This window comes from Ornithinimicrobium carbonis, from assembly GCF_050703245.1.
In the GTDB taxonomy this organism is placed as follows: domain Bacteria; phylum Actinomycetota; class Actinomycetes; order Actinomycetales; family Dermatophilaceae; genus Ornithinicoccus.
The window spans coordinates 2,182,560-2,207,446 of record NZ_CP192647.1 but is presented as its reverse complement, the minus strand read 5'-3'; the positions used below and the strand labels follow the sequence as shown (position 1 = coordinate 2,207,446).

24 protein-coding genes are annotated in these 24,887 nt (G+C 69.3%); 10 read left to right on the top strand and 14 right to left on the bottom strand.

The features are described from left to right. Nucleotides 1-175 precede the first annotated feature (175 nt). Nucleotides 176-1,498: an ATP-binding protein gene (locus ACQ95T_RS11045; RefSeq protein WP_425943772.1), complete on the top strand. Its 1,323-nt coding sequence runs from the start codon at nucleotides 176-178 to the stop codon at nucleotides 1,496-1,498. 306 nt (nucleotides 1,499-1,804) lie between these two features. Beyond that, complete coding sequence (locus ACQ95T_RS11040) at nucleotides 1,805-2,968, top strand: MFS transporter (protein ID WP_431473824.1); 1,164 nt, start codon at nucleotides 1,805-1,807, stop codon at nucleotides 2,966-2,968. Between the two features lie 308 nt (nucleotides 2,969-3,276). Here ACQ95T_RS11040 and ACQ95T_RS11035 read toward each other — a convergent pair whose 3' ends face one another. The 3 genes from ACQ95T_RS11035 to ACQ95T_RS11025 all read right to left on the bottom strand — a co-directional run bounded on the left by ACQ95T_RS11035 (nucleotide 3,277) and on the right by ACQ95T_RS11025 (nucleotide 6,485). Then, the gene (locus tag ACQ95T_RS11035) at nucleotides 3,277-4,962 is read right to left on the bottom strand and encodes a hypothetical protein (protein ID WP_431472924.1); all 1,686 of its coding nucleotides are present in this window, start codon (nucleotides 4,960-4,962) and stop codon (nucleotides 3,277-3,279) included. A gap of 88 nt (nucleotides 4,963-5,050) precedes the next feature. Then, nucleotides 5,051-5,389, bottom strand: coding sequence for a helix-turn-helix domain-containing protein (locus tag ACQ95T_RS11030; protein ID WP_425943778.1), 339 nt, complete (start codon nucleotides 5,387-5,389; stop codon nucleotides 5,051-5,053). 4 nt (nucleotides 5,390-5,393) lie between these two features. Next, on the bottom strand, nucleotides 5,394-6,485 hold the full coding sequence (locus ACQ95T_RS11025) for a tyrosine-type recombinase/integrase (RefSeq protein ID WP_425943780.1): 1,092 nt from the start codon (nucleotides 6,483-6,485) through the stop codon (nucleotides 5,394-5,396). Between the two features lie 182 nt (nucleotides 6,486-6,667). On the opposite strand from ACQ95T_RS11025, the gene ACQ95T_RS11020 reads away from it, so the two are divergent. From ACQ95T_RS11020 to ACQ95T_RS11010, 3 genes are read left to right on the top strand one after another with little or no spacing between them, the layout of a single operon-like run. Then, a complete protein-coding gene (locus tag ACQ95T_RS11020) occupies nucleotides 6,668-8,764 on the top strand; it encodes a peptidoglycan DD-metalloendopeptidase family protein (RefSeq protein WP_431472923.1) in 2,097 nt (698 codons plus the stop codon). Nucleotides 8,765-8,811: 47 nt separating this feature from the next. Further along, complete coding sequence (locus ACQ95T_RS11015; protein WP_425943786.1) at nucleotides 8,812-10,236, top strand: type IV secretory system conjugative DNA transfer family protein; 1,425 nt, start codon at nucleotides 8,812-8,814, stop codon at nucleotides 10,234-10,236. Beyond that, nucleotides 10,233-10,889: a hypothetical protein gene (locus ACQ95T_RS11010; protein ID WP_425943788.1), complete on the top strand. Its 657-nt coding sequence runs from the start codon at nucleotides 10,233-10,235 to the stop codon at nucleotides 10,887-10,889. Before ACQ95T_RS11015 ends, ACQ95T_RS11010 begins: the two co-directional genes overlap by 4 nt. A gap of 502 nt (nucleotides 10,890-11,391) precedes the next feature. Here ACQ95T_RS11010 and ACQ95T_RS11005 read toward each other — a convergent pair. The 5 genes from ACQ95T_RS11005 to ACQ95T_RS10985 all read right to left on the bottom strand — a co-directional run bounded on the left by ACQ95T_RS11005 (nucleotide 11,392) and on the right by ACQ95T_RS10985 (nucleotide 15,732). Next, entirely contained in the window at nucleotides 11,392-12,123 is a 732-nt protein-coding gene (locus ACQ95T_RS11005) for a DsbA family protein (protein WP_425943790.1), read from the bottom strand. A gap of 59 nt (nucleotides 12,124-12,182) precedes the next feature. Further along, the gene (locus tag ACQ95T_RS11000; RefSeq protein ID WP_431472922.1) at nucleotides 12,183-12,998 is read right to left on the bottom strand and encodes an ATP-grasp domain-containing protein; all 816 of its coding nucleotides are present in this window, start codon (nucleotides 12,996-12,998) and stop codon (nucleotides 12,183-12,185) included. 332 nt (nucleotides 12,999-13,330) lie between these two features. Beyond that, the gene (locus ACQ95T_RS10995; protein ID WP_431472921.1) at nucleotides 13,331-13,813 is read right to left on the bottom strand and encodes a beta-class carbonic anhydrase; all 483 of its coding nucleotides are present in this window, start codon (nucleotides 13,811-13,813) and stop codon (nucleotides 13,331-13,333) included. Nucleotides 13,814-14,269: 456 nt separating this feature from the next. Further along, nucleotides 14,270-15,163 carry a PhzF family phenazine biosynthesis protein gene (locus ACQ95T_RS10990; RefSeq protein WP_425943796.1) on the bottom strand — a complete coding sequence of 298 codons (894 nt, stop codon included), beginning with the start codon at nucleotides 15,161-15,163 and terminating at the stop codon, nucleotides 14,270-14,272. Beyond that, nucleotides 15,160-15,732, bottom strand: a complete 573-nt coding sequence (locus ACQ95T_RS10985) for an Lrp/AsnC family transcriptional regulator (RefSeq protein WP_425943798.1) — start codon at nucleotides 15,730-15,732, stop codon at nucleotides 15,160-15,162. Before ACQ95T_RS10985 ends, ACQ95T_RS10990 begins: the two co-directional genes overlap by 4 nt. Before the next feature lie 105 nt (nucleotides 15,733-15,837). Here ACQ95T_RS10985 and ACQ95T_RS10980 point away from each other — a divergent pair, with 105 nt between their 5' ends. Further along, entirely contained in the window at nucleotides 15,838-16,224 is a 387-nt protein-coding gene (locus ACQ95T_RS10980) for a RidA family protein (protein ID WP_425943800.1), read from the top strand. A 94-nt stretch (nucleotides 16,225-16,318) separates the two neighbouring features. Further along, nucleotides 16,319-17,068, top strand: coding sequence for an HpcH/HpaI aldolase family protein (locus tag ACQ95T_RS10975; protein ID WP_425943802.1), 750 nt, complete (start codon nucleotides 16,319-16,321; stop codon nucleotides 17,066-17,068). 253 nt (nucleotides 17,069-17,321) lie between these two features. On the opposite strand, the gene ACQ95T_RS10970 is transcribed toward ACQ95T_RS10975, so the two are convergent. The 4 genes from ACQ95T_RS10970 to ACQ95T_RS10955 all read right to left on the bottom strand — a co-directional run bounded on the left by ACQ95T_RS10970 (nucleotide 17,322) and on the right by ACQ95T_RS10955 (nucleotide 21,214). Next, nucleotides 17,322-17,876 (bottom strand): DUF2500 domain-containing protein, encoded by a 555-nt coding sequence (locus tag ACQ95T_RS10970; protein ID WP_425943804.1) that lies wholly within the window; start codon nucleotides 17,874-17,876, stop codon nucleotides 17,322-17,324. Nucleotides 17,877-18,127: 251 nt separating this feature from the next. After that, entirely contained in the window at nucleotides 18,128-18,481 is a 354-nt protein-coding gene (locus ACQ95T_RS10965) for a GNAT family N-acetyltransferase (protein WP_431473823.1), read from the bottom strand. A 183-nt stretch (nucleotides 18,482-18,664) separates the two neighbouring features. After that, the gene (locus ACQ95T_RS10960; RefSeq protein ID WP_425943745.1) at nucleotides 18,665-20,071 is read right to left on the bottom strand and encodes an IS1380 family transposase; all 1,407 of its coding nucleotides are present in this window, start codon (nucleotides 20,069-20,071) and stop codon (nucleotides 18,665-18,667) included. 297 nt (nucleotides 20,072-20,368) lie between these two features. Continuing rightward, nucleotides 20,369-21,214, bottom strand: a complete 846-nt coding sequence (locus tag ACQ95T_RS10955) for a helix-turn-helix domain-containing protein (RefSeq protein WP_425943806.1) — start codon at nucleotides 21,212-21,214, stop codon at nucleotides 20,369-20,371. Nucleotides 21,215-21,265: 51 nt separating this feature from the next. On the opposite strand from ACQ95T_RS10955, the gene ACQ95T_RS10950 reads away from it, so the two are divergent. Continuing rightward, nucleotides 21,266-21,850 (top strand): TIGR03086 family metal-binding protein, encoded by a 585-nt coding sequence (locus ACQ95T_RS10950; RefSeq protein ID WP_425943808.1) that lies wholly within the window; start codon nucleotides 21,266-21,268, stop codon nucleotides 21,848-21,850. A 153-nt stretch (nucleotides 21,851-22,003) separates the two neighbouring features. Here the strand turns inward: ACQ95T_RS10950 and ACQ95T_RS10945 are convergent, their stop codons facing one another. After that, nucleotides 22,004-22,462 (bottom strand): GNAT family N-acetyltransferase, encoded by a 459-nt coding sequence (locus ACQ95T_RS10945; RefSeq protein WP_075958511.1) that lies wholly within the window; start codon nucleotides 22,460-22,462, stop codon nucleotides 22,004-22,006. 147 nt (nucleotides 22,463-22,609) lie between these two features. On the opposite strand from ACQ95T_RS10945, the gene ACQ95T_RS10940 reads away from it, so the two are divergent. Together ACQ95T_RS10940 and ACQ95T_RS10935 are read left to right on the top strand one after the other, a co-directional pair. Next, nucleotides 22,610-22,735, top strand: a complete 126-nt coding sequence (locus tag ACQ95T_RS10940; RefSeq protein WP_425943810.1) for a hypothetical protein — start codon at nucleotides 22,610-22,612, stop codon at nucleotides 22,733-22,735. 118 nt (nucleotides 22,736-22,853) lie between these two features. Next, nucleotides 22,854-23,684, top strand: a complete 831-nt coding sequence (locus ACQ95T_RS10935) for a hypothetical protein (RefSeq protein ID WP_425943812.1) — start codon at nucleotides 22,854-22,856, stop codon at nucleotides 23,682-23,684. Nucleotides 23,685-23,736: 52 nt separating this feature from the next. On the opposite strand, the gene ACQ95T_RS10930 is transcribed toward ACQ95T_RS10935, so the two are convergent. Next, nucleotides 23,737-24,552 (bottom strand): hypothetical protein, encoded by an 816-nt coding sequence (locus ACQ95T_RS10930; RefSeq protein WP_425943814.1) that lies wholly within the window; start codon nucleotides 24,550-24,552, stop codon nucleotides 23,737-23,739. Nucleotides 24,553-24,887: the final 335 nt, after the last annotated feature.

Sequence of the window (24,887 nt, the reverse complement as noted above, 5' to 3'; positions counted from 1 at the left end):
CACCGGCCGGGACGTGGCCCGTCTGCTGGCCGACTTCGGCCACGACGCCCCACCGGCACCGACGCCCGCAAGGCAGGAGCGGGAGCCGCGGGTGTTCCGGCCCACCAGCACCAGAGGACCACGGAAGGCAGATCGTGGTTGGGCCCCGGCGAAAGCGCCGGTGGCGACCTGGCGGATGACCAGTGACCAGGCTCCGGCGTTCTGGCCGTTCATCCCCACCCCCGCGCTTCCACCGACCGGGGCGCAGATGGGCATCGACGTCGCCTCCGGGGCCGCGTTCCACTGCGACCCCCTCGGCTGGGTGGTCCGCCCTGACGTGCCGATCAGCAACCCGAACATCATGTGCTTCGGCAAGCCCGGGATGGGCAAGTCCGGGACCACCAAGGCGTTCATCCTGCGGATGATGGACTTCGGGTACCGGGCCCTGATCCTGGGTGACACCAAGGACGAGTACGAGGGGGTGTGCCGGTTCCTGGGGGTGCAGCCGATCGCCCTCGGCGCCGGCCTGGGGGCCCGGGTCAACCCCCTGGCCCTCGGCCCGCTGGCCCACGGGTGGGAACGGCTGGACGCCGTGGAGGCGCAACGCCGCGCCCAGGCCGTCTTCTCCCGCTGGTTGACCCTGATCCGTGCCCTGGTCGGGTCCCAACGGATCGGGGAGAACCTGGTCCCCTTTGGACCCAGCGACGAGGCCGTGGTCCGCACCGCCCTGGCCGACCTGACCGGGTACGCCGCCGGCGCCACCTCCTTGGCCGAGACCACGCTGCCCGGGCTGTGGCACGCCCTGGACAACCCTGCCCCCGAACTGGTGGCCGCGACCCGGTTCGAGACCACACGGGCGTTCATGGACTCCACGCGCCTGCTGCGCGACGCCCTGGGCCAGCTGGTCAACGGCGCCCTGGCCGGCATGTTCGACGCGCACACCAACGTGCACATCGACTGGCTCGCGCCGATCCAGTCCCTGTCCCTGTCCCGGCTGCCCCAGGAGGCCGTGGGCATCGCCCTGACCTGTCTGGGCTCCTGGGGCGCCGGTCAACGCGAGGTCGTCTCCCGGGCCGACCAGCGCGTGGTCGTCCGTGACGAGGCGTGGCGGCAGCTGCGGCTGGGGCCGGAGGCCGTCAAGGCGTTCGACGCCGACATGCGCCTGTCCCGCGGCTTCGCCGGCCAGGGCGGGGACATCCAGTACGCGGTCGCGCACAAACCTTCCGACCTGCTCTCGGCCGGCGACGAGGGCTCGGTGGCCCAGACCATCGCCCGGGACATGCTGCACCTGGCCGACATCAAGATCCTGCACGGCCAGGGCCCCAAGGTCGCAGGCGAGCTCGACGAGATCCTGGGCCTGGGCCCGTTGGCCGTGCACGCCATCACCACGTGGGCCCGGCAGGAACCTGGTCGCGCCGTGTGGCAGGTGGGGGACCGCATGTACAAGGTGGCCACCGTTCTGCACCCGCTCGAGGCCGCACTGGCCAACACCAACCTTGGTATCGAGTCGGCGGGTTAGAAGTTCGCGTGAAAATCGACAGTCTGGGCGGAAACCTGAGCATCGGCGGTGGTGCGAGGGGACGTAGGTGCTCGTGTTCGATGGGAATTGACGGCGGGCGAGCCTTGTATGGCCAGGGCCTCCCGACTGTAGGAGCTAAGGACGGCGTCTCGTGGCGTGGCCGGACGTCAGCCGTGGTGTCCGCGTGTTCGGCACAGGGTATGTCGGAGGAAGTGCGTAGGGTCCTGCCTCGTGGGTGCGCCGGGAGGAGCAGTGACGAAGCCAGTCCCGGCGTTGGGGAGCGACTTTCGGCGCCTGTGGGTGGCGATGGCTGCGGGTCAGACCGGCTCGGCCCTGGCGATGGGAGCTTTCACGTTCGTGGCGACCGAGGTCCTGCTCGCCACGAGCTTCCAGGTCTCTTTGCTGGCGGCCGCAGGGACCGCCGCGGCGGGACTGCTCGGGCTACCGGTGGGGCCGTGGGTGGAGCTGCGCCGCAAACGACCGGTGATGATCGGTGCGGACCTGGTTCGTGCCGTGGCCTTGTTCAGCGTGCCGATCGCGCACCTGGCAGGCGTCCTGACGTATGTTCACCTGCTCGTGGTGGCGGCGGTCATCGGCTTTGGCCAGCTGCTGAGCCTGACGGCCAGCACCGCCCACCTCAAGGCACTGGTCTCCCGCGAGCAGCGCACGATCGCAGTGAGCCGGATCGACACCACCAGCTGGATCGCCAACAGCAGCGGGCCACCGCTGGGCGGTGTCCTGCTGGGCGTGATCGGCCCGACCATCACGCTCGGCCTGGACGCAGTGGCCCACCTGGCCTCTGCATTCAGCCTGAGCCGTATACGCCAACCCGAGCCAGACCCGGCGCCACGCCCGCCAGATCACCGGTGGGTCAAGGACCTGACCACCGGGTGGAGCTTTGTCCTGGGCCATGCCACGTTGCGGCCGCTGTTCGTCAACGCGATGCTCTTCGGCGCGATGATCATGGGCGCCCAGCCCCTCATCCTGCTGTTCATGCTGCGCGACCTCGGCTTCACGCCCTTCCAGTACGGGCTGACGCTGGGCCTGCCGGCCGCCGCCGGCCTGGCCGGTGCGATGCTGGCCCCACACCTGGAGCGCCGGTGGGGACGGGATCGGGTGATGGTGGTCCTCGGGGCGTTGCGGGCCGTGTGGTTGATCCCGATTGCGTTTGCCCCACCAGGACTGGCCGGTGTAGCGGTGATCATCACCTGCGACACCCTGCTGCTGTTCTTTGCCGGAGCGTTCAACCCGCTCTTTGCCGGACACCGCATGGATGCGGTGCCCGACCACCTGATGGCTCGCGTCTCAGCGGCCTGGAGCGTCTCCAACCGTGTCCTGTGGCCGGTCGCCATGCTGCTCTTCGGTGCCCTGGCTGTGGCCACCTCGACACAGGTCGCCATCCTGCTCAGCGCATTGGCTCTGCTCGTGTCCGGGGTTCTGCTGCCCTGGCGTCTCGTGCGGCAGGACTGAACGACTCCGACGAGAACCGCGTTGAGCACGGAGCCCTTGACTCGCTGCGGAGGCTCCTGATCGTAGGCCGCGCCAGAGCCCAGGCCGGTGCTAGGGGCGCCGTGCAGCTACAGCAGCGGTTCACCGTCGAGGTTCCTGGTCGTCTCCGCCCACAGCTGGGATCGGTCAGGCAGCGTCAGCAGCCCCGTCTTGGACGGTTCGATCATCGTTGTCGCCCCCACGAGCCTGCGCCCGCCCGGGAGTTGCGCTCGATTCTGTCCGGACCCGCCGCCGGGGCGGGACGGGATGGTCAAGGACGCCGCCTGGTTTCAGTCCCGGGGGCTGTTGATCGTGAGGTCGGGGTGTTCGATGGTGGGCAGGTAGCGGGTGGCGCCCTGGACGGACAGGCCGAAGAGGTCGCAGATGCGTCGCAGGTCTGCGGTGGCCTGCAGTTCGTGCAGGATCCTGTCTTCGCGGAGGGACTGTGGCCGCAGGGTGGTGCCGGTCCAGGGCCAGGCCTGTCCGGGTGGGGTGAGGCGTGGCGCGGTCTTGCGGTTGATCAGCAGATGCGGGTTGGCGGTCTCGGGCCAGGTGCGCTGCCGGTCGTCGAGCCACGCAGCGAGCCTGGAGCGGACCGGGGCGGCCAGTGGCAGTACCCGGTCGCCGAGGGTGAGGCAGCCGTCGGCGATGGCGGTGAGTTGGAGGGACCGGAGTTCTTTGCCGGTCAGGCCGTGGAAGGCGACGAGGGCGACGCACAGCGCGAGGGCAGGGTCGGGGGAGTCCAGTCCCTCCCGGACGGTGGCCGGGTCCAGCGGCAGTGGGATGTTGGCCCGGACCTGGGTGCTGGGCAGTCCGCGGGCGGGGTTGGTGAAGAGCAGCTTGCGGCCATGGAGAACCTTGAACAGCGACTTCAGCCCGGTCTCGGCGAAGCGGCGTCGCGCGCCGGTCTGGGCGGCAACCGCGACCCGGACGTCCTGGCTGGTGACCTCGGCAAGGGAGCGGTAGCCAGCCTGGGCCCAGGTGGTGACAGCGGGTGTGACGCCGTCCACGTGCAGCCGGACGGTCTGCGGTTCGCGCGGCAGCTGCCGCGGTGCGGTGCGGCTGCCGTGCACCATGACGTCGACCCACAGCTCGAGGTGCTCGACCATCTGCGGTGGCAGCCCGGCGGTCCTGGTGGTCAGGTAGGTCTGCAGCGGGGTGGGATGGTCCTCGATGAGCAGTCCGGCCTGACGCAGGACGTCCATCGTGGAGGTGATGTTGCCCTGGTAGCGGGGCAGCATCAGGACCTCACTAGCGCGGATCTTCGCGTTCGGCGTGGTGCGCAGGGTCTGCAGCAGCCGCAGGGAGCGGATGACGTCGTTACGCTGCCTGGCCGACCAGCCGAACCGGGCGGCGTGCTCATCGACGATCGAGGCGCAGTAGCGGGTCAGGTCGCTGTCGGCGACCGCGGCCAGGGCGCGGACCATCTTGGGGTCGGGCGCCAAGTCGAACAGGGTGAGCTGGTCAGGCCCGTGGTCCGTGAAACCGGTGCCGGCGGGGAACGGCAGGGAGTTGCGGTTCCGGGCACGCCAGGGGTCGGCGCGCAGACGGGGGGTCTTGCGCCGCTTGATCAGGATGTTGGCGAAGAACAGCTGCTGCCCGTGCCGGTTGGCACCGGCCAGGTCGAGGCTGCGGCCGGGCTCCTGCAGGGACTGGGCCTGGGACAGGCACAAGCGGCAGGCGCCCTGGTCCCCGACGCGGGTGAGGCGGCCGCAGTACTGGCAGGTCTGCTCGGGGCAGTTCGCCCGCCACCACCGGCACGCCCAGCAGGTCCAGTTGTGGCGTGGATAGACGCCCCAGGCCAGGCAGATCTTGCACGAGCCGACGTGCAGCGGGCTTCGCGGGTGGCAGCGGCCGCACAGGCCCTGGCTGAAGTAGTCTTGCTCGGTGCCGCAGGCCGAGCACGCCGGCGGGGGAAAGGGCCCACCGGGCAGGCAGTCGTAGCAGACGTCGACCCGCGGCCGGGTCCAGGCCACACGCGGGCCAGGCAGGATCCGCACATCGGTGGCAGCCGCAGCGGCGCGGACTCCCCGGCAGCTGGCATCGCGTGCTCCCCCCGTCGGTCTATACCGGCGGCGTGGACCGTGGCTTGCCGAACCGCGGCGACACCACGGGCCCACGTGCGCCGGGCGAGGCGCCCTCACCGGTCGCGGCGTTCTCCGCCGCTGGCCGGGCAGCGGCGACCTTGTCCGGCTCGGGTGTCATCAGGTCGTTCGGGGTGCACTCGAGCACGGCGCAGAGAACGTCCAGCTCGGCCAGGCGCAGCGTCGGTGGGCTGCCGGCCCACCATGAGGACATCTTCCCGGCACTGATGTCGAGCCCGGCATCGGCAAGCATCCTGCGCATCTGCGTCGACTTCCAGATCCCGCGCTCGGCGGCGCGAAGCCGCAGGTTCCACTGCATCGTCTCAGCCTTCCTTCTCGGTGATCCCGAAGCGGGCAGCTACCCGCATGTTGGCGCTCTTCCAGGCCAGCTCGACGTGTTCGTCCCGGACGTGGATGTAAGAGGAGGTCGTCGAGAGCCACTGGTGACCCAGCAGCTCCTGCAGTGCCTTCAGGTCCATGCCCGCCTCGTAGAGCGAGGAGGCGCAGTAGTGGCGCAGCACGTGTGGAGTCAACTGTCCCGACCACGCCGGCAGCCATCGCCGGGTCTGGATCGTCAGCGTCCGGCGCAGCGCGTTCGCGCCCACTCGGCCGCAGCGGTCGAGGTCGGTGTCGAACCGCTCGGAAGGGAGCATCGGGGCGTCAGGGTCAGCGAAGTCGCCCCCGTACTGGTGACGAACCTCGGCCAGCCACCAGTCGATCAGCTGGTCCGCGCCGTTGATCGCCGGGACCAGTCTGGGCTTGGGGCCGCGCCCGCCGGAGCCCTTGCCGAACCGGACGTGCAGCTTGCCAAACCCGCCGAGGTCGGGCCGCCAGTCGCGGATGTCGAGCATCACGGTCTCGTTGATCCGCAGCCCGAGGCGACGCCACAGCGACGCGGCGAAGTAGTCGCGGGCGGCTGGCAGATACTTGCGGGCCTGCCCGACCGAGTCGCGCCAGCCGGTGAAGAGGTCCTCGACCTCGGCGTCCGAGGGAGGCACCCGCACCTTGCCCAGCGAGTGGCCGGACTGCCGGTTGAACTCATCTATCGGTTGCCCCACCGTCACCCCGGTCGCGCGTCGGATCGTGCCGCTGTGCCGGGCGATCAGGAACTCGTAGAAGCCTGCCAACGCGCCGGCCTTGCCGGCCCTGGTCGACACCGTCCAGCCCCGCCGTCTCTGCTCGGCCATGAACCGGTCGGCATCCTGACAGGTCGCCTCCCACAGCGGTGTCGTCAGCGACCTCGCGAACTCGATCACCACCGACCGGGTGCCACTGATGTGGTCATCGCTCAGACCTGCTGCCGCCATCGCCAAGGCGTACTGATCGACCAGTTCCTGCTCGAACTCCTGAGCAGCCTGAGCGTCCGGCAGGACCACGTCCTCGGCGCCGCCACCTGGCAGCGCCACCAACTCCATCAGAACTCGACTTCACCAAGGGCGTTCATGCATCGACAGTACAGCAATAGCGTCAGCCAGAGTGACGACGCATCGTTCTGCGCGCCCAACCGCCCCGAGCCGACGTGGCCTGCGCACGAGCAACGTCAAGCAGAAACCGGGCCAGGAGAACCTGAGTCCCTAGAGACAGCCAGGTGAGGGAAGTGAAAAGCGTCCTGGCCGTGATGGCCGCTCTCGCGGTGCTGCTGGGATTTCCCCTGGCCACCGCGGTGCTCGTGGCCTCGGTGGCCACGCCCGCGATGGCGCAGCAGCACCGCACCCTCTTCTGCGAGGGGACCCTGCCCGTCACCGGGGACTGGCGGCCACCGTACGAGACCGCCTATGCCCTGACCCCAGGCTCGGGGTTCGGGCAGCGTTTCCACCCGATCCACAAGGAGTGGCGCCTGCACGCCGGGGTCGACCTTGTCTCCCAGCCGGCGGGCGCCCCGGTGGTCGCCGCCGCGGCCGGCACGGTCACCGGATCCGGGTGGACCAGCGGGGGAGGGAACACTGTCACCATCGACCACGGCGGCGGCATCAGCACCCGGTACCTGCACCTGGCGGAACCCAGCCCGCTGAGGCTCGGGCAGGCCGTCCACCAGGGTCAGCGGATCGGTGTCGAGGGGTCCACCGGGGACTCCACCGGTTCACACCTGCACTTCGAGATCCGCCAGGACGGGCAGCCGATCGACCCGGTCCCGTTCATGCTCGAGCGCGGTGCCCCCCTGAACGGTGTCGCCGTGGCACCCTCCCCACCGGCGGGGGAGGACCCGTTGCCACCGTGGGTGCCTGAACTGCCCGAGGACGGGGAGGGTGGCATCGGGTTCGAGCTGCCCGCCCCGGGGGAGCCGCGCCAGGACTCGCTGCGCAACCCGCCGCTGCCGATCCCGTCGGGCATCCAGGCGTTGTACGAGCAGGCCGGGTCGCAGTACGGCATCCCGTGGGCCCTGCTGGCCGGGATCGGGATGGCCGAGACCGCCCACGGGGCCAACACCGGCACCAGCTGGGCGGGCGCGCGGGGCCTCATGCAGTTCATGCCGGCCACCTTCGCCGCCTACGGGGTCGACGGGGACGGCGACGGCTTGGCGCAGATCGACAACGATGCCGACTCGGTCCATTCCGCGGCCAACTACCTGACCGCCTCCGGGGTGCACCGAGGCGAGGAGGGGGTGCGTGATGCGCTGTTCGCCTACAACCACGCGCACTGGTACGTCAACGACGTCCTGTACTACGCCCAGCAGTACGGGGGCGGGCTGGTGCTGGGAGACCCGTTGCACTGCGAGCCCCAGGGCAGCAACCCCGACCTGCCCCCGGTCAGCAACGGACGGGTCGCGCAGATGCTGGCGTTCGCGGCCGGACAGGAGGGGGACTCCTACATCCTGGGCGCCGGTGGGCCCGACGCCTGGGACTGCTCCTCACTGACCCAGACCGCGATGGCCCAGATCGGGATCACCGCCCCCGCACCGCCCAGGCCCAGCGGGACTGGCTGGGGATGGGCAACGGGTTCCGCGTGCCCCTCGACCAGGCCCGACCGGGGGACCTGTTCTTCTTCGACTCCTACCTGGGCCCGCACACGATCGGGCATGTCGGGTTCGTCTGGGACCCGGCCACCTACACCAGCATCGAGGCCGCCAACCCCACCAAGGGCGTCGGGCACTTCAGCTACGAGCACGCGCTGGACAACAACATCTTCGAGATCTGGCGTCTGGGCAACATCGAGGACACCCCGAAGGCGCCCAGCTGAGTCCCTGGGCCGTCCTCGTCCGCTTCAGGACGCAGAACAGTTCCCCGCCCCCGGAGATGAGGAAGCGATGCAGCAGGACAGGCTGAAGAACCCGCACCCGTGGACCTACGAGATCCCTCTGGCGATCGTGCTGACCTTGATGCTGATCGCGGTGCTGGGGGTGCATACCGGGCGGGCCGTGGCCAACCTCCTCGCCGGCGGAGGTTGGGGTTGGCCCCCCGCCACCGAGCTGTTCAGCAGCCTGCCCGGCCTCCTGCGCGGCGACGCCGGCGCCGGACTGAGCGACCCCGGCGACCTCGCCGAACCGGGGGCGCTGCGGACCTGGGTGCTCATCACGGCGGCCGTCAACCTGCTCGGCGCTCTGGTCCTGGCCGTGGTGGCCTACCGGCGCTGGGGACCGGGCCGGCTGCGGGGGATGGCCTCCAAGGCCGAGGCCGCGTCGCTGCTGGGACTGCCCCGGCTGCGCAGGCACCGGGCCGTGATCCGGCCCGACCTGTTCGGAAAGGCCGCGCGATGAACCTGCCCAGCCCCTTCGGTCGCAGCCGTCGTTTCGACCCTCGGGACGTGGGATGGAACCTTGGACGGTCCACCGCCCCCGCCGGGGTCGATCTGTGGGTGCCGTGGGACCGCACCGCCGGGGTCATCGGGCCACAAGGCTCAGGCAAGACCCTGGACCTGCTCACCCCCGCTCTGCTTGACGCACCCGGGGCGGCGCTGGTCACCCTCACCAAGCCGGACGACCTGCTCCTGACGTTCACCGCCCGCTCCACCCACGGGCGTCCCTGCGTCGTGCTCGACCCGTTCGCCCTGGTGCCTGGGCTCCCGGAGCTCGTGTGGGACCCGATCACCGGGTGCGTGGACGCGGTCGTGGCCGAGCGTCGGGCCAAGGCGTTCACCGCCGGCACGATCAAGGGTGCTGTGGCCGAGGGGTATGGGGACCAGGCCGCCCGGTTCTACGCCGCCGAGGCCGCCAAGGTCATCCAGGCCTACTTCCACGCGGCCGCGCTGACCAGCCGCACCCTGGACGACGTGCTGGAGTGGGTCGCCGACCCACGCTCCACCGTCGAACCCGCCGAGATCCTGCGCACCCACCCCCAGGCCGCCCGGTTCTGGCACGGACTGCTGCACGGGGCCCTCCACGGGGACGAACGGACCGCCGGCAACACCGTCACCACGGTGCAGCAGGCACTGTCGTTGTTCTTCCAGGAACCGATGCGCCAGCGGTGCGTTCCCGGCCCCGGGCGACCGGCGACCAACATCACCGAAGTTCTCGCCGGCGGCGGCACCATCTACCTGCTCGGCCGGGAGGACCCCTACGCCTCGGCCTCCCCGCTGATGACCGCGCTGGCCGAGCACGTCCTGGACACCGCCCTGGGCATGGCCCAACGGTCCGGCTGGGGCAGGTTGTGCCCGCCCCTGCTCGCCTGCCTGGACGAGCTGCCCTCCACCGCCCCCCTGCCCACCCTGCGCACCCGGATGGCCAACGAACGAGCCCTGGGCCTGTCCTTCATCTGGGCCGCGCAGACCCGCGCCCAGCTCGACTCGATCTTCGGCCAGCAGGAAGCCCGCGCCGTGCTCGGCCTGACCAACAACATGGTGCTGTTCGGCGGGTCCAAGGACGTCGCCTTCAACCAGGAGGTCTCCGACCTTCTAGGCAAGGTCCGCGTCGGTCGGGCCACCTGGAACACCGGACACCGCGGTGGACGCACCTACTCGGCCGAGGACATCCCTGTCCTGACCGGATCGGAGATCCGCCAGATCAAGGAACGGCACGCCCTGGTCATCTCCGAGAACGGCAAACCGGTCATGGCCCGGCTCCACCGCTGCATCGACGGCAGACCCGGTAAGCGACTCCTGGCCGACCAGGCCACGCTCCGGGCCCAGATCGGGGGCCACCAGCGCGCCACGATCAGCCCGCAGGCCCGCACCACTGCAGCCCTGGCCGCAGCCCGCCAGCACGGCCTCATCACAGCGGAGCACGACCGGTGAGCACCACCCACCAGGCAGGAGAACAGGGACGGGCACGCTACCCGCTGGCCAGACCCTTCCCCGCCCCCGGCCCGTTGATCGTCCACGCCTACCGGGAGCTCGACATCGCCCTCAACGGGGACGACGCGGCACGCAAGGCCGTCGGCCACCCCAGCAAGCTGCCCCGCCCCTGGGACCCCGGAACCATCGGCGACCCGCCCATGCGGACCGAGCTGTGGGAATGGCTCGAAGCCGTCGTCGAATGGGTCAACAGCGAACACGTCTGGGACCCTTCCTACCTCGTTCCGCCGTGCTGGCCCGCCCACCCCCACCTGGTCCACGAGATCGCCGTCCTGGCCGACCAACGCCGCAAAGCCGGCCAGGCCATCGCCAGCGACGCCCTCGAGGAGTGGCACCGCTACGCCCTGCCCGCCTTCTTCGACCGCCGCAAGACGCGGCTGCGCACAGCCTGCGACAGCCGCCACCACGACTGGCCAGCCAGACCCGCCCACGTCCGCTTCCAGGATGCCCACGAGCACCGGGCCCGGCACTACACCGGCGACGTTGACCACCACCGCCGGCTGCTGCAACCCCCCGACCAGACCCAGCAGATCCCAAGACTGCACCTCGTCGACGGCCACCGGGTCGACCCACGTACCGGTGAGGTGCACTAGGTACAGGGTGCGGAGTCCCCACCTGAGCGCCCGGTGAAGTCGAAGCGCGGGGCGGCGAACACCCGAGCGCGGTCAGGGCCCCGGAGATCCGTGACGTGTCGTGCGTGTTGCTCGTGCAGGTGAACCAGTGCGCCATGATCGCGTACCCGGCCGGTGGACCCGCTGGCACCTTCCGGGTGGCTGCGAGGACGTCCCCCTCGGTCCCGAGAAAGGACACGTCGCGCACGGTCGCCCGCCCGGTTCCGGTCTGTTCCTTGATCTGCTTCACGTCATACCTCCGCGGTGTTGCATGTCACCGCTGGACCCGCGGTCCATGGGTGCGCGCGCAGGTATGCCTGGCGCCCAGGGAACCCGGTGGGAGCCACGCGGGCTTCCCGATTGTTGGGGACCCCGGGGGTTGAAGGTCGCCACGTCACGGTCCCTGACGCTCACCGGAGACTTCGAAGGACCCCTCCGGGGCAGGGCGGAGGGGCGCTCCGGGGCAGGCCGGAGGGTTGGGTGCCTACTTCTTGAGGCGGCGGCTGCCGGCGTGCCAGTCCTCCTGGGTCCCCGGCCGGTCCACGTCCACGCCCAGCCCGGCCAGCTGGGGGGTCTCGCGCAGGCTGCGCTTGAGCTCGGCGAAGCCGGGAAAGGTGGCCAGGCCCACGACGTGGTCCCAAAGCCGTCCGGCCTCCTCCTCGTCCGGCAGCCGGCTGATGACCGGCCCGAAGAACGCCACGCCCGCCGGTGGCCGGAAGTGGATGATCGGGGTGCCGACGTCCTTGCCGGTGAGCCCGAGGGCCTCGTCAGTCTCGGCCTGGATCACCCGGTCCAAGGAGTCGTCGTCCAGGGAGTCCGCGAGTGCGGCGGGCAGGCCGGCCCCTGTCAGGACCGGCTCGAGGAAGTCTCGGGTGCCGCGACGCTCCCGGGTGCCGGTCGCGTCGGGCGTGTCGGTCCAGGTGTCGAAGATGCGGGCGCCGAGGGCGGCGTACAGGCTGCCCACCGCTTCTGGGCCGAGCTCCTGCCGGGCCCGTGCCGCCACCCGCAGCAGCCGCAGACCCGCGGTGTGGCCGGCCTCGTACTCCGGCGGGAAGTGGGCGTCGTAGTCCACCTGGGCGTTGACCAGCCGCAACGAGATGAACCGCCAGTCGACCGTGTAGTCGCGCTGGGCCTGCACGAGCCGCACCCACTTGCTGGTCATCCAGGCGAACGGGCAGACCGGGTCGAAGTAGAAGTGGATGTCGGGGCTGTTCATCGTCTCTCCTGACGTTCGGGTCGGTCCATGGCGGTTGCGCACCGTGAGCGCTCAGGGCGTCACAGGTTCTCGGCGACCGACCGCAGGTACTGCGCCAGCGCCCGGGGCGCGGAGCGCGGGGCGGCCTGCTCGACCACGGCGTTGTAGTTGGTGTTGGTGTTCACGTCGTAGGTCAGGATGCGGCCGTCGACGGACTCGATGAACTCGATGCCGCAGACCTCGATGCCGTTGGTGCGGGCGAAGTCCAGGTACTTCTCGATGATCGGGTGGTCGAAACCCTCGCGCAGGGAGAAGAGCTGCTGCCCGATCTCCGGCGCCAGCGTCGCGCCGGGCGGCATGATCGGCTGCCCGGTCGCCGGGTCGACCGCGCAGGCGTCGGCGGGGCACAGCTGGAAGCCGCCGCGGGCGGTGTCGGCCTCGATGGCGTAGATGAACTCCCCGCCGACGATCTCGACGCGGGTGATGCTCGGACGGGCGGGCACCACATACTCCTGGATCAGGGTAATGCCGTCCTGCGGCTCCTCGAACTCCTCCGAGTCCACGTAGTCCGCCAGCTCGGCGTGGCGCTCGAACTTGCGCACCCCGAGCCCCTTGCCACCCTGGTTGTGCTTGGTGACGAAGGGCGCGGGCACCGCCGCGGCCGCCTGGATCACGTGGTGCCGGCCCACGGCGGCCACGGTGCGGGGGGTCTCGATGCCGGCGGCCCGCAGCCGGGCGAGCTGGTCGACCTTGCTCATCTCCAGCTCCAGCACCTGCCGGCCGTTGACGGTGCGGCGCCCGTGGGACTCCAGCCAGGACAGCACCGTGCGGGTGTAGTCCTTGGACAGGTGGTGCGCGGGTGTGCGCCGAGGCGCTGATCCGCGACCAGAAGACACCCTCGGGCGGGGTGGAGTCCAGGTCCAGGACCCCGTCGGTGAGGAGCCACTCCTGGACGTGGACGCCCTCGGCGGCGAACGCCTCGGCGAAGGGCGGGAACCACTCGGGGTTCTCGTGCAGGGCGAAGATCGTGGGGGTCGTCATGGTCCAGCTCAACTTTCAGAGGTTGCCGTTGCCCAGGCCCCTGCGCCGGACCACAGTCAGGATGCGGTTGAAGAGGTGTCGTGCCGTCCTTCAGGCGGGGCCGGAGGAAGAACTCGTGGTGCAGTCGTTCGCCGGCGAGTAACTGAACCGGCCCGTACCGCCTGCGAGGGCGCGACTCACGTTGCGGTCACTTCGTGCAGTCGTCCGGTGGCGACGTCGAAGACGAAGCCGCGAACCGACTCCTTGTGGGGGATGAAGGGGTTGTTGCGGACCCTCGCCAGTGACTGGCGGACATCCTCCTCCACGTCTGGGAAGCCTCGGCCGCCCACGGCGGGCGCAGGCCGGTCTCGGCACGGATGGACTCCTTGAACTCGTCGTCGGTGAAGGTGAGCATCCCGCAGTCGGTGTGGTGGATGAGGATGACCTCGGTCGTTCCCAGAAGTCGTTGGCTGATGGCCAGGGAGCGGATCTCGTCCTCGGTGACGACGCCGCCGGCGTTGCGGATGACGTGTGCTTCGCCTTCGGCCAGCCCCAAGGCGCGGTACACGTCCAGACGCGCGTCCATGCAGGCGAGGACGGCCACGTGCTTGGAGGGCGGCAGCGGAAGCGGACCGTCGAAGTGGGACGCGTAGGCCTCGTTGTTGGCGAGCAGGGTGTCGGTGACGGTCATCGCTTTCTCCTGGAGTGTGGTCCTGGCTGGGCGTCGAAGACTCATGCGCGAGCGGGCAGGGAGCCTGGCTCACCCGCGAACACTACAACATCTTCGTCTCATCATAAGTGTCAATTATGTCGGGTGGCACCCGTCCACAGCTGCGTCCGACGACGGTCTGAGCACCCAGCCCATGGATGGGTCACTCGACGTGGCCCCACATGGCGGCAACGGTCGATGGCGTCGGCGGCAGTTGCTGCTGTCCAGGGGGCGCCGGGGATCGGTTGATGCCACTGTGCACCTCGATGCGAGATGGGCGCATGCCCGCGAGTTCCACATGGCCAAGGTGCCGCCGGCTTGTGTCTGCCGATTGTGTCCTGTCCTCTGACGGGACCGCGCGTGATGGTGGGCGTCAGGGCCGAGTTTGTGTGGGTGGCCTCGCCTGCGAAAGGGTGGCCCTCTTCGTCTCGTCCTGGGTTACAGCCGCCTTCGTGGGGTTTCTCGGCGCGTGGGCCGGGGGTCGTGGATGGGGGTGGCGACGCCGCTGATCAGGGCGGCCTGATCCAGCAGCTCGACCTGGATGCGGCTGGGACGCCCCATTTCGACTCCCTGGGTGATGACCAGCCCTTGGCCGGGGGCGACGCGGTCGTGGGCGCGCAGGTAGCCGGCGAAGGCGGCGGCGGCCGAACCGGTCGCGGGGTCCTCGACGACTCCGCCCCAGGGGAAGGGGTCTCTGGCTTGCCAGGTGTCGGGGCCTGTCGGGGTCACCAGGTGCACCGTCACCCAGTCGTGGGCGCGGCAGAGGCGTTGCAGGGCGTCGAAGTCGTAGGACAACGTGGCCAGCCGTTGCAGGCTCGGCGTGACGAGGACGGGGTGGTGGTTCCCGCCGTAGCCGATGGCCGGTGGAAGGTTCTGGTCGAGGTCGTCCGTGGACCATCCCAGTGCCCTGAGCAGCTGGGTGAGCAGTTCCTCGGGCAGGGGGTAGCAGCCGAGGTCCGGGCTGCGAAAGGTCCCGATCACCCGGTCTTCTTCGAGCCATGCGCTGATGGCGACGGGGCCGGCCTTGGTCGCGAGTGTGTAGGTACCGGGACGGACCCGCCGGCCGATGGCGACCGCGGTGGCGATCGTCGCGTGGCCGCAGAAGTCGACCTCGCGTTCGGGGGCGAAGTAGCGGATGGGGATCTGGCCACCCGGCCCGGCTTCGAGCGGGCCGGTGACGAACGCGGTCTCGCTGTACCCGACCTCGGCGGCGACGTGTTGCATCTGCTCGGCGGTCAGGTGCGAGGCCTCCAGAACCACACCGGCGGGGTTGCCCCCGCGGGGACGGTCGCTGAACGCTGCGTACCGGTGCACGTCGACGGGGATCGTCATGCGGTTCCTCCTGGCCTCGTATCCCCGTGACGGGGACCCTGGTCCAGTGCCTCGTGCGGGGCTCTCGGGGTCGCGGGAGCATGCTCGAGCAGGCTGTCGACGAACTGGGGCGCCTGCACGGTCTGCACCGCCAGTGTGGTCTCGACCCGTTGGATTCCTGGGATGGGCCAGATGTGCTCGACCAGCAGCTGGCGCAGCTCGGTCAGGTCAGCCACGCGGGCGCGCACCAGCAGGTCGGTCGATCCGGTGACGATCGAGATCTCCTCCACCCGCTCGACGGTGCGAAGCGTCGCGACGATCTGCTCGATGTGGCTGCTCTTGTCGGTCAGCAGCGAGATGTGGGCCAGGGTAGGCATGCCCAGCCGGGCCCAGTCGATGTCCACCGTGAACGCCCGGATGACCCCTCGAGACCTCAGCCGCGCGATCCGTTCGGCCACCGAAGGCCCGGAGAGACCGACGGCGCTCCCCAAGCTCCTCAGGGAGGCCCGGGCATCCGCGGCGAGCAACGAGAGCAACCGGGTGTCCACCGCGTCCAACGACCAGGAGGAGTCGAGATCGGCACCAGTCATGACGGAGATCTTACAACCGATGGCTGCACGCCATACCCACGCCCGATCTGCGAAGTACGATGGGCGAATGGCCAACGTTATGATGGCGTGGGCTAGGCTGGGGGGATGACTCGAGACGCCGTCCACGCAACGTCCGCGCCGGCTGCTGTCGGCCCTTACTCGCACGCCGTCCGAGAGGGGGACATGATCTTTCTCTCTGGCCAGGCGCCGCTGGACCCGGGCACCGGGGCCGTGGTCGAAGGGGGCGTCGAGGCGCAGACCCGGCAGGTGCTCGCCAACCTGGAGGCCGTCCTCTCAGCAGCCGGCGCGAGCTTCGAGGACGTCGTCAAGGCCAACATCTACCTCACCGATCTCGGCGACTTCGCCACCGTCAACGCCCTCTACGCCGAATGCTTCACCGAGCCCTATCCCGCCCGGACCACCATCGGGGTCGCCGGACTACCGCTGGGTATCGCCGTGGAGATCGAGCTGGTCGCCCGCGTGCCCCGCTGAACCCCGCACCACCACAGCCTCGACCGCACCAACGCGGGCACCGGCACAGGTCCTGTCCGCCGGTTTCCCACGACCACCTGACGAAGGAGAAGCCATGGCCTCACAGCCCGCTGCCGCCCAGGACCTACGGACACGGCTGCAAGCAGCCTCCGCTGGGACAGGCGAAGGCCTGCGACGAGGACTGTGGCTCAGCTTCCTCGATCCGTACGGGCTGGAGGTCGCCACCGGTTGCGGCCCGGACTGGGTCGGGGTCGACCTGCAGCACGGCAACATCGAGACGCACCACCTGCCCGGCCTGCTGCGTGTCGCCGAAGCGGCCGGGCTGCCCCTGCTGGCCCGGACGGCCAGCCACGACCCCGCCGCTCTCGGCCGGGTCCTGGACACAGGCGTCAGCGGCGTCATCATCCCCATGGTCGAGTCGGCCGCCCAGGCCCAAGACCTTGTCTCGGCGTGCCGCACCCCGCCGGTCGGGAACCGCAGCACCGGGGGGTGCCGAGCCACGCTCGGCGTCACCCAGCAGCCCGAGCCGCAGCTCGTGCTGCCCATGGTGGAGACGGTCGCGGGCCTGCACAACGCCGCAGACATCCTCGCCGTCCCCGGGATCGACGGAGTCTTCTTCGGACCCTATGACCTGTCCATCTCCGCCGGTCACTCCGGACCGGACTCCACCCAGACCATCCAGGCCCTGCGGCACACCATCAGCCTGGCCCGGACCGCCGGCAAGGTCGTCGGCTTTATGGCTGGAGGTCCCGAACTCATCCAGGTGGCCCCCGAAGCAGACCTCATCGCCGTAGATACCGACACATCAGCACTGCGCCACGGACTCGCACAACTCTTCACCTAGAGCCAGCCCCCAGTGCCAGACCCAGAACACTTCGGCCGCATCATCGCTCCCTGATAAGACCCGGGAGACGCTTCGACACAAACACTGGCAGACCGACCCCCAGCGGGTACGTCATCTGAGGCACGATCAAAGGCCCAGGGGTAGTGCTGTGGACGGTCAGGCGAGCATGGGCGGAACCAGCGCTCCTGGCGGCAAGAGCGGACGGCGCGAGGCTGGCCGCTCGGAGTGGTTCAGGGAAACGTTGCGGTTGGCCTCAGGTTGTGTTCGGCGGCCGGAGGGAGGGGCCGCCGGGTGCTTCCCACGAGCCGTCCGTTGGGATGACGCGCCTGCGCTCGAACCCGCGATACCACGTGCCCTGATGGGTAAGTTGCCCCTGATCCCCCTCCGTGAACTGGCCGTACTCGCGTGGTGGGATCTTGACCTCGATGCGTTCACCACTCCCAACCTCGAACGTGGCGAAGTAAGCGGTCTGCACCGCGCTGTCGCCCGCTCCGCCTTCGGTGTGGGTCCGCTTTCCGACCACCCGTGCGGCGACGGTCTGCTCGGGCAACGCGGAATTGTCGGCGAAGGTCTGCCCGGCTTGGACCAGCTTCACGACGACCACGGTCACGAAGATGATGAAGAAGATGCCCATGAGCACCGGCATCGTGGAGAACAACCCCTCGCCCGGTCCAGCAATAGGGTCGAGAGACACCCCCGGATCGAACTGCACGTCAGGATCCATGGCCGGGCCCGATCCGTTGGCGCCTGCCCACAGCGGCCGCCACATGGTCGTATGCATCAGGCCCACCTCCTCGATGAGTGCCAAGGTTCAACTTGGCCCAGGTCGGACGCTACCGTCCGGCGACGGGTTCCCGCGGCCAGCACCCCCCGATCGGGTCAAGAACCTTTCTTGGGTCCCCGGCAAGCGCTGTCCGTGCCGGGCCAAGCATGTGTTCGGCCAGGCGGACGCCCCGAAGACCTAACGCCCTCCGAGCGGCAATGTCGGACGCGCCGAAGGCTAGCGTCCTCCTGGCGGCAAATCCGGATGCCGGCTCTCGAGTTGGCCGGGCTTAGGTCTCAGAGCGGCTTGACCATGAAGAGGCAGGGATTCGCTTCACCCCACAGGTCGGTCTCCTCAAGCGGGAGAAACCCGGCCTGCTCGTAGAAGTGACGGGTGCGCGCGTACCCGGGGTCCGGATGTGAGCCGCCCAACGTCTTCACCTCGAGCAGCTGAACACCGCGTTCCCGCGCGTCCTGTTCGACGGCCTGGACCATGGCGGTTCCGACACCCTGACCGTGATGGTCGCGGTCGACAACCATGAGGTGGAGCTCAGCCACGTGCGGGAAGTGACGATCGACCAAAGTGAGCCCGATGACGTTCCCGCCGTCATCGCGGACCGTCCACGTCTCCTTGGTACGAGCCGCTTCGATGTAGTCAGCGTTCGCCTCCGGGAGACCGAACCACTCAGCCTCGATCCACCGATGGGCAGGTGGATGGGCCGCTGTAGGACGGGGTCAGGTCTTTGACGGGGCGAGGGTCGTGAGGGCGCGCGTGAACTGCCGGTCTGCCCGGCTTTTCCACTGGGTTCCTGCTGGTAGGGACGGGGGCTGGGGTCAGGCGGGTGCTGCGGCCCGGCCGGGGCGGAGCGCGTCGTAGAGGACGGTCCAGGCGTGCTCCCAGGGCCAGTCTCGGGGTAGGTGCAGGTGGAGGCGGCGGGCGGAGGAGGCGACCCGGGCTGGCAGGTTGACCAGCTTGCGGCGGATCGTGGGCGTCGTCGCCCGCGCCAGGCGGGTGCTGCCGGTCAGGGTGGCCGCGGCGCGGGTGAGGTTGAACGCCATGACCGCGGCGATGAGCCAGGCGGCGTTGGCAGCGAACTTGCCCGAGGGCAGGTGCGCCAGGGCCGAGGCTTTCAGGTCGGCGTGGACGTTCTCGATGACCGCGTGGCCCCGGTGGACCTGGTCGGCGGCCACGGTGTCCCGCTCGGTGGCGGGCGTGGTGGTGAAGAACGCGTGGAAGCGCCAGGTGTCGAACATCGACTCCTGCCCGTCCTTGGCCCTGGGGTTCAGGTCCGGGACGCGGCGCACCACCAGCCGGCCAGTGACCTGCTCGGACTTCTTGGCCGAGGTGAACGCGGTGTAGTCGATCTCGGCGACCTCGGCCCGCGAGACCCACCTGCCGGTGGCCTGGTCGTAGATCGCGTCGGTGTACCTGATCGTGGTCCACGCGTCCTCGGCGATCGCGGCGATGGCGCGCTTGACCGCCGGGTCCAGCCGCACGGTGATCGAGACCTGTGCACCGGCCCTGTCGGCGGCGCCCACCAGGGCGGCGGAGTAGAACGCGGAATCGGCGCGCAGGAGCACCGGTCGCCCGGCCAGGTGGCTGCGCCGGACCAGCGCCAGGGCATCGGTGGCCAACCGGGCCGCGCCACGGGAGGAACCCACGGAACCCTTGCGCAGGCGTTGGGCGGCGATGACCGGGGCGGTCTGCTCGGTGGACACGGTCGCCAGCAGCGCGTTCAACCCTCGGACCCCGCTGTAGCCGAACCCGGCGCCCTGCTTGGCGTAGCCGTGGACCTCCACGATGGTGTCGTCCAGGTCGAGCAGCACCGTCCCGGTGTCGCCGGCCCGGCCCAGCAGCCCGGTGCGCCCGGCCAGGGCGAGGGTGAAGCGGGAGGCGACCGCGTCGCCCTGGCGGACGTGGCCGAAGGTGAACGTGCGCAGGAACGAACCGAGCGTGGAGGGGGCATAGGGCCGTTCGAACAGCTTGCCCATCGCGCCGTGGCGCAAGAGCCCCATATCCTCGATGCTGTCCGCGCCGGCGGCCATACCCGCCACCAGGGCGGCCAGCTTGGCGCCGGCGTTGGCGCCCTTGTCGGTCGGCAGGCTCAGGTGCTCATCGCCCAGGGCGTGCAGGCCGGCTTCTTCGGCCAGCGTCATCAGCGGGACAAGCCCGGCGGCAGACACGAGGTTGGGGTCATCGAACGTCGCGGAGACCACGGGGAGGGTGTGAGAGAGTTGCATCTACGAGATGCCCTTCCGGTTTGGGTGATACGTGCTCTAGACAAGTCGTATCTTCCCAGGTCAGAAGGGCATTTCTCGCTTTCCCACGCCGCTTCACCGGCTCACCCGATCGGTGGATCCAGGCTCAGGCACCCTCGCCAGAAGTCGCTCCGCCGCTTCCGGCACATGCGAGTCCGGACTGCCAGAGCGCATCTGCGACGACACACGATTAACGGCTTGCGGGGAACACCTCCGGTCAGTCGGGAGCGACCGACCGGCGGCATGACCGGATGCCTGGAAACGCAGTCGAGCTTGCGCTCATGTGTGCGGGGGCGTGCTGCGCTGGTCGCGCAGGAAATGCCCCGGCGTCATCCCGGTGACCGCGCGGAAGTCGTGGGTGAAGTGGGCCTGGTCGCTGTAGCCGAGCTCGGCCGCCACGTCGGCCAGAGTGGTGTTCCCGGACTTGAGCGCCTGTACCGCGTCGTGCAGGCGCCGGCGCTTGACCAGCCACTTGGGGGTCAGCCCCACCCGCTGCTCCACCAGACGCTGGAGGCTGCGCTCGGTGAGGCCGAACTCGCGGGCCACGTGCTCGACCCGAGTCACGTCGGGGTTGTGACGGAGCCAGGTGACGATCTGGTTGATCAGTAGTCCCTGCTCGTCCACCGGTAGGTAGGCCGTGAGCCACCGCTCCACCACTGCGATCGCCGCTGCGTGGGCGGCCGGATCGCGCGGGGAGGCCGCCATCGCGGCCCGCACGTCGGGCACCAGACTGCTGGGAACGCCGTCGACCCCGGTCAGGTCGACCCACCTGTCGGTGAGCTCGGCGACGGACCGCCCGAGCAACAGACGTCCGGCGGCCGGTTCAAGCATGGTGCCGACGGCCCAGCCCTCACCATCGAGCGTCACGCTGGAACTGCCCCGCGCCACGCCGTACAGCCTGGCGTAGCTGTCGCTGACGACGACAAGGCAGACGGGGTGCTGCAGGGTGCTCTGCGTGGAGGGCTCAGCTAGGTTCCGCCACACCGGGATCCAGTAACGAGCGACCAGGTCGGCGAGATGCTCGCTCGGGGCGTAGCGGTGTATGGGTGGTGAGGGCCGGCTGACTCCCGTCAGGTGTGCCCGATCGACCGGGTCGACCGGTCGCGGGATCTCGGGCGCAGGCATGTGTCGGATTATCACAAGCGGCGGAGACGTCTGTCCTGTCACGGTTGTCCTATGACCCAGACGACATCGGCCACCACGCCGGATCAGCACGCCCTGACTTTCGTTGACCGGGCCGCCCGGTTCACCAGGATTCTCGCCGCCGCAGGCGAGGCCTGGGACGCCCTGACACCGTGCGCGGGGTGGAGCGTCCGAGACGTCGTCGCTCACGTGATCGACACGCAGCGCGACTTCCTGACCGGTCAGGGCCTGGACGCCGGACCGGTAACTGACCTCGCCGACCCCGCCGCCGCGTGGAACGCCCACCTCGACCACGTGGTGGCCGTGCTGGGAAAGGACCGTGTCGCGGAGAGGGAGTACGACGGCTACTTCGGCCGCACCACCATCGGCGCCACGATGGCGGACTTCTACGGCTGGGACCTGGTCGTGCACGGTTCTGACGTGGCTCGAGCCACTGGGCAGCAATGGTCGATCAGCGATGACGAGGCACAGGCACTACACACCACGGCCGACGGCTGGGGCGAAGCCCTGTACTCCGAGGGCATCTGCGCCGCACCTGTCGAGGTCGCCCGAGATGCCTCTGCAACCGACCGACTCCTCGCTCGGCTTGGCCGCGACCCGCACTGGCAACCCGCCTGAGCAGATGCATCGCCACGGCCTGCCCAGTGCCCGGCAATCGGTGCCGGCAATCGCTCGAGCCGGTCTCACTGATTGTGCTAACAAGCGCTCCGGCCTACGAAACGGCACGTGGCAAATCCGGATGCCGGCTCTCGAGTTGGCCGGGCTTAGGTCTCAGAGCGGCTTGACCATGAAGAGGCAGGGATTCGCTTCACCCCACAGGTCGGTCTCCTCAAGCGGGAGAAACCCGGCCTGCTCGTAGAAGTGACGGGTGCGCGCGTACCCGGGGTCCGGATGTGAGCCGCCCAACGTCTTCACCTCGAGCAGCTGAACACCGCGTTCCCGCGCGTCCTGTTCGACGGCCTGGACCATGGCGGTTCCGACACCCTGACCGTGATGGTCGCGGTCGACAACCATGAGGTGGAGCTCAGCCACGTGCGGGAAGTGACGATCGACCAAAGTGAGCCCGATGACGTTCCCGCCGTCATCGCGGACCGTCCACGTCTCCTTGGTACGAGCCGCTTCGATGTAGTCAGCGTTCGCCTCCGGGAGACCGAACCACTCAGGCACCCTCGCCAGAAGTCGCTCCGCCGCTTCCGGCACCTGCGAGTCCGGACGACAGATCCATCCCATGGCCTAAGCCTGCCAGAGCGCATCTGCGACGACACACGATTAACGGCTCGCGCACGAGTGTTCCGGGGAACACCTCCGGTCAGTCGGGAGCGACCGACCGGCGGCATTTTCGGACGTCCAGCCTCAGCGGCCGCTATGGTCCGGGGCATGAACGTCACAGGGATCGAAGCGTTCCTTCTTCTCGTGTGGATCGTCCCGGTCGTCATCCTCTACTTCGTCGTGCGGCTGGCGGTTCGGCACGGAATCAAAGACGCGCGGCGCGATCACGCCTGACCTCAACGGCAGTTCGCTCATTCGCGCGCCTGGCGGCGGTTGAGGTCGTCCTCAGGTCGCCGGAACCCAGATGCCCACCTCGCGTCCAAGCCCATGCCACAAGGTCTGGAGGCCGCGCATGCGACGACGCTCAGCATTGGCAGGCTCAGCCCTGGCGGTTGTTGCCCTGAGCGGATGCGCCCTGGAACGGCCGAACACGAACGCCGGCTCGATGGCGTCGGAAGGCTCGCCTGCCGTCTCTCGTCTCGAACCTCTCGCCGGTGACGTTGCCACCTGGTCGCTGGCGCCCGACGAGCTCGTGGACCCGAAGACGACGTCTCTCGTCGTCGAGGTGACCCGGCTGGGATGCGCAAGCGGGATCACCGGCACCGTTCTCGACCCGCAGATCCACTACGACGAGACGCAGGTCCTTCTCCGCACCGACGTCGAGAAGATCGGGCCCGGCGCACACGACTGTCAAGGCAACGACGCAGTCCCCGTGGAGATCCACCTGGATCAGCCCCTGGGCGTCCGGGAATTGGTCGACGCCGCCTGCCTGCAAGGAGAGGCCGTGGGCACGGCCGCGTGCACCGAAGCGGTGCGCTGGGCGCCGCCTGCGGGTCTGACTCGCCACGACGGAGTGCCGGACTGGCAGCCACCGCCTGACTACTCCTACGTCGTGCAGAGCTCCTGCGGCGAGCAAGCCTTCATCGGGGAGTACGCAGTCAGCGTCGAGCAGGGCGCCGTCACTGGCGTCGATCCGCTGAGACGGGGCTTCGACGGGATCGGTGTCGACTCCGTGCCCAGCTTGGCCGCCATGCTCGACCTTGCCCGGCAGGCCGAGCGCGAGGGCGAAGCCCAGGTCTGGGTCGACCAAGACGGCGTGCCTCGATGGTTCGACCTGGACCTGCGGCTCGACAGCATCGATGACGAGAACTGCTTCCTCATCACGCACTACGAGGAGCATTGACACCGACAACGAGTCGGGCTGCGGCAGGCACGGACGGCAGATCCGTGCGTTTCTAGAGAGGCTTGATGGTCACGGCTCGGTAGGTGAGGCCGTCCTGGTCTGCAGGCTCGAACTCGAGCGCGACGGTCTGTCCGGGGACGAGTTCTCGGTACCCGGTCGCGTGGATGTGGCTGCAGTGGACCCAGCATCCACCCGGGGTCTGCTGGGAGTCCACGACGCCCCATCCTTCCTCCGGGTGCCACTCGAGCACGACTGCCTCGATCGCGTAGTTCTCTGCACTCGGCTCGGCGGGCTCTCTGGAGGACACCACCTTCTGTGCCGGTTCGAGATCGACCAGGTAACAGCTGCTGGGGTTGCGGTCAGCCGTGATGTCGAGTTGCGCCATTGGGCGCACGTGAAAGACGGGCTGGCGGTCGATCAGCATTACATCCGTGAGTCGCCAGTCACGGCGCACGTCGAGCTGGTGGAATGCTTCCCACTCATAGTCGGGCACGACTTCAAGCCGACCGACCGCTTCACCCATCGCCCCGAGGGACGGGGTCTTGAAGTCGGCGGAGTACCGCTCCAGCGCTTCGTGACCATCCGCGGTCTGTACCGAGCGGACGGCGGCCGGCTCGAGCAGGACCAGACACTCGCCGATGTCGATCACAGCCGCCTGCCGCCAGGCGGCGACCACGACGCCTCGCAGTCGGTGGGTGATGTCACCCTCCGTTGCCGCCCCTGCGGTCCACGCGCCTGTGGTCGTCTCTGCGCTAGGTCCGAACGTGTCGCAGCTCAGTCGCAGCCCCTTGTGAGGCAACACCTCGCCGATGCACAGCTCAGGTACCTCGCCGTCGCCGAGGAGCCAGGTCTCCAGGGTCGCCCACATCCCACAAACCGTAGCGCCCACAGGGCGATACCCGCCCTCGTCCGAGGCAGCGACCTGCGGCAGATTCGGACGAGCGTGGCCGTCCTCAGGGCTCAGGGAACCGAGTCAGGTCAAAGTTGCAGGGCCCAATATCCTGCGCGTCACAGACTTCGACTCGAGCCCACGAGCATATCCGAGTTGTCGCAGAAGGATTCGAGCAGCATCTTACCCGCCAGAGCACCCCGTAGGCTGGCCCATCGTCCAGGACCGCAACCACCCGGCGGGTCAGGCCGCTATCCCACCGCAACTGGGCAGACCGGACAATCGGGCTGAAGTAGAGGCGTTGAACCCCGTTC

What these genes read in the sequence shown, in the direction of transcription:
- ACQ95T_RS10945 (WP_075958511.1), bottom strand. Translation starts at nt 22,462, where the DNA reads ATGGGATGGATCTGTCGTCCGGACTCGCAGGTGCCGGAAGCGGCGGAG.
- ACQ95T_RS10985 (WP_425943798.1), bottom strand. Translation starts at nt 15,732, where the DNA reads ATGACTGGTGCCGATCTCGACTCCTCCTGGTCGTTGGACGCGGTGGAC.
- ACQ95T_RS10960 (WP_425943745.1), bottom strand. Translation starts at nt 20,071, where the DNA reads ATGCAACTCTCTCACACCCTCCCCGTGGTCTCCGCGACGTTCGATGAC.
- ACQ95T_RS10940 (WP_425943810.1), top strand. Translation starts at nt 22,610, where the DNA reads ATGAACGTCACAGGGATCGAAGCGTTCCTTCTTCTCGTGTGGATCGTC.
- ACQ95T_RS11040 (WP_431473824.1), top strand. Translation starts at nt 1,805, where the DNA reads ATGGCTGCGGGTCAGACCGGCTCGGCCCTGGCGATGGGAGCTTTCACG.
- ACQ95T_RS10935 (WP_425943812.1), top strand. Translation starts at nt 22,854, where the DNA reads ATGCGACGACGCTCAGCATTGGCAGGCTCAGCCCTGGCGGTTGTTGCC.
- ACQ95T_RS10975 (WP_425943802.1), top strand. Translation starts at nt 16,319, where the DNA reads ATGGCCTCACAGCCCGCTGCCGCCCAGGACCTACGGACACGGCTGCAA.
- ACQ95T_RS10990 (WP_425943796.1), bottom strand. Translation starts at nt 15,163, where the DNA reads ATGACGATCCCCGTCGACGTGCACCGGTACGCAGCGTTCAGCGACCGT.
- ACQ95T_RS10980 (WP_425943800.1), top strand. Translation starts at nt 15,838, where the DNA reads ATGACTCGAGACGCCGTCCACGCAACGTCCGCGCCGGCTGCTGTCGGC.
- ACQ95T_RS10995 (WP_431472921.1), bottom strand. Translation starts at nt 13,813, where the DNA reads ATGACCGTCACCGACACCCTGCTCGCCAACAACGAGGCCTACGCGTCC.
- ACQ95T_RS11045 (WP_425943772.1), top strand. Translation starts at nt 176, where the DNA reads ATGACCAGTGACCAGGCTCCGGCGTTCTGGCCGTTCATCCCCACCCCC.
- ACQ95T_RS11025 (WP_425943780.1), bottom strand. Translation starts at nt 6,485, where the DNA reads ATGGAGTTGGTGGCGCTGCCAGGTGGCGGCGCCGAGGACGTGGTCCTG.
- ACQ95T_RS11030 (WP_425943778.1), bottom strand. Translation starts at nt 5,389, where the DNA reads ATGCAGTGGAACCTGCGGCTTCGCGCCGCCGAGCGCGGGATCTGGAAG.
- ACQ95T_RS10930 (WP_425943814.1), bottom strand. Translation starts at nt 24,552, where the DNA reads ATGTGGGCGACCCTGGAGACCTGGCTCCTCGGCGACGGCGAGGTACCT.
- ACQ95T_RS11005 (WP_425943790.1), bottom strand. Translation starts at nt 12,123, where the DNA reads ATGAACAGCCCCGACATCCACTTCTACTTCGACCCGGTCTGCCCGTTC.
- ACQ95T_RS10955 (WP_425943806.1), bottom strand. Translation starts at nt 21,214, where the DNA reads ATGCCTGCGCCCGAGATCCCGCGACCGGTCGACCCGGTCGATCGGGCA.
- ACQ95T_RS10950 (WP_425943808.1), top strand. Translation starts at nt 21,266, where the DNA reads ATGACCCAGACGACATCGGCCACCACGCCGGATCAGCACGCCCTGACT.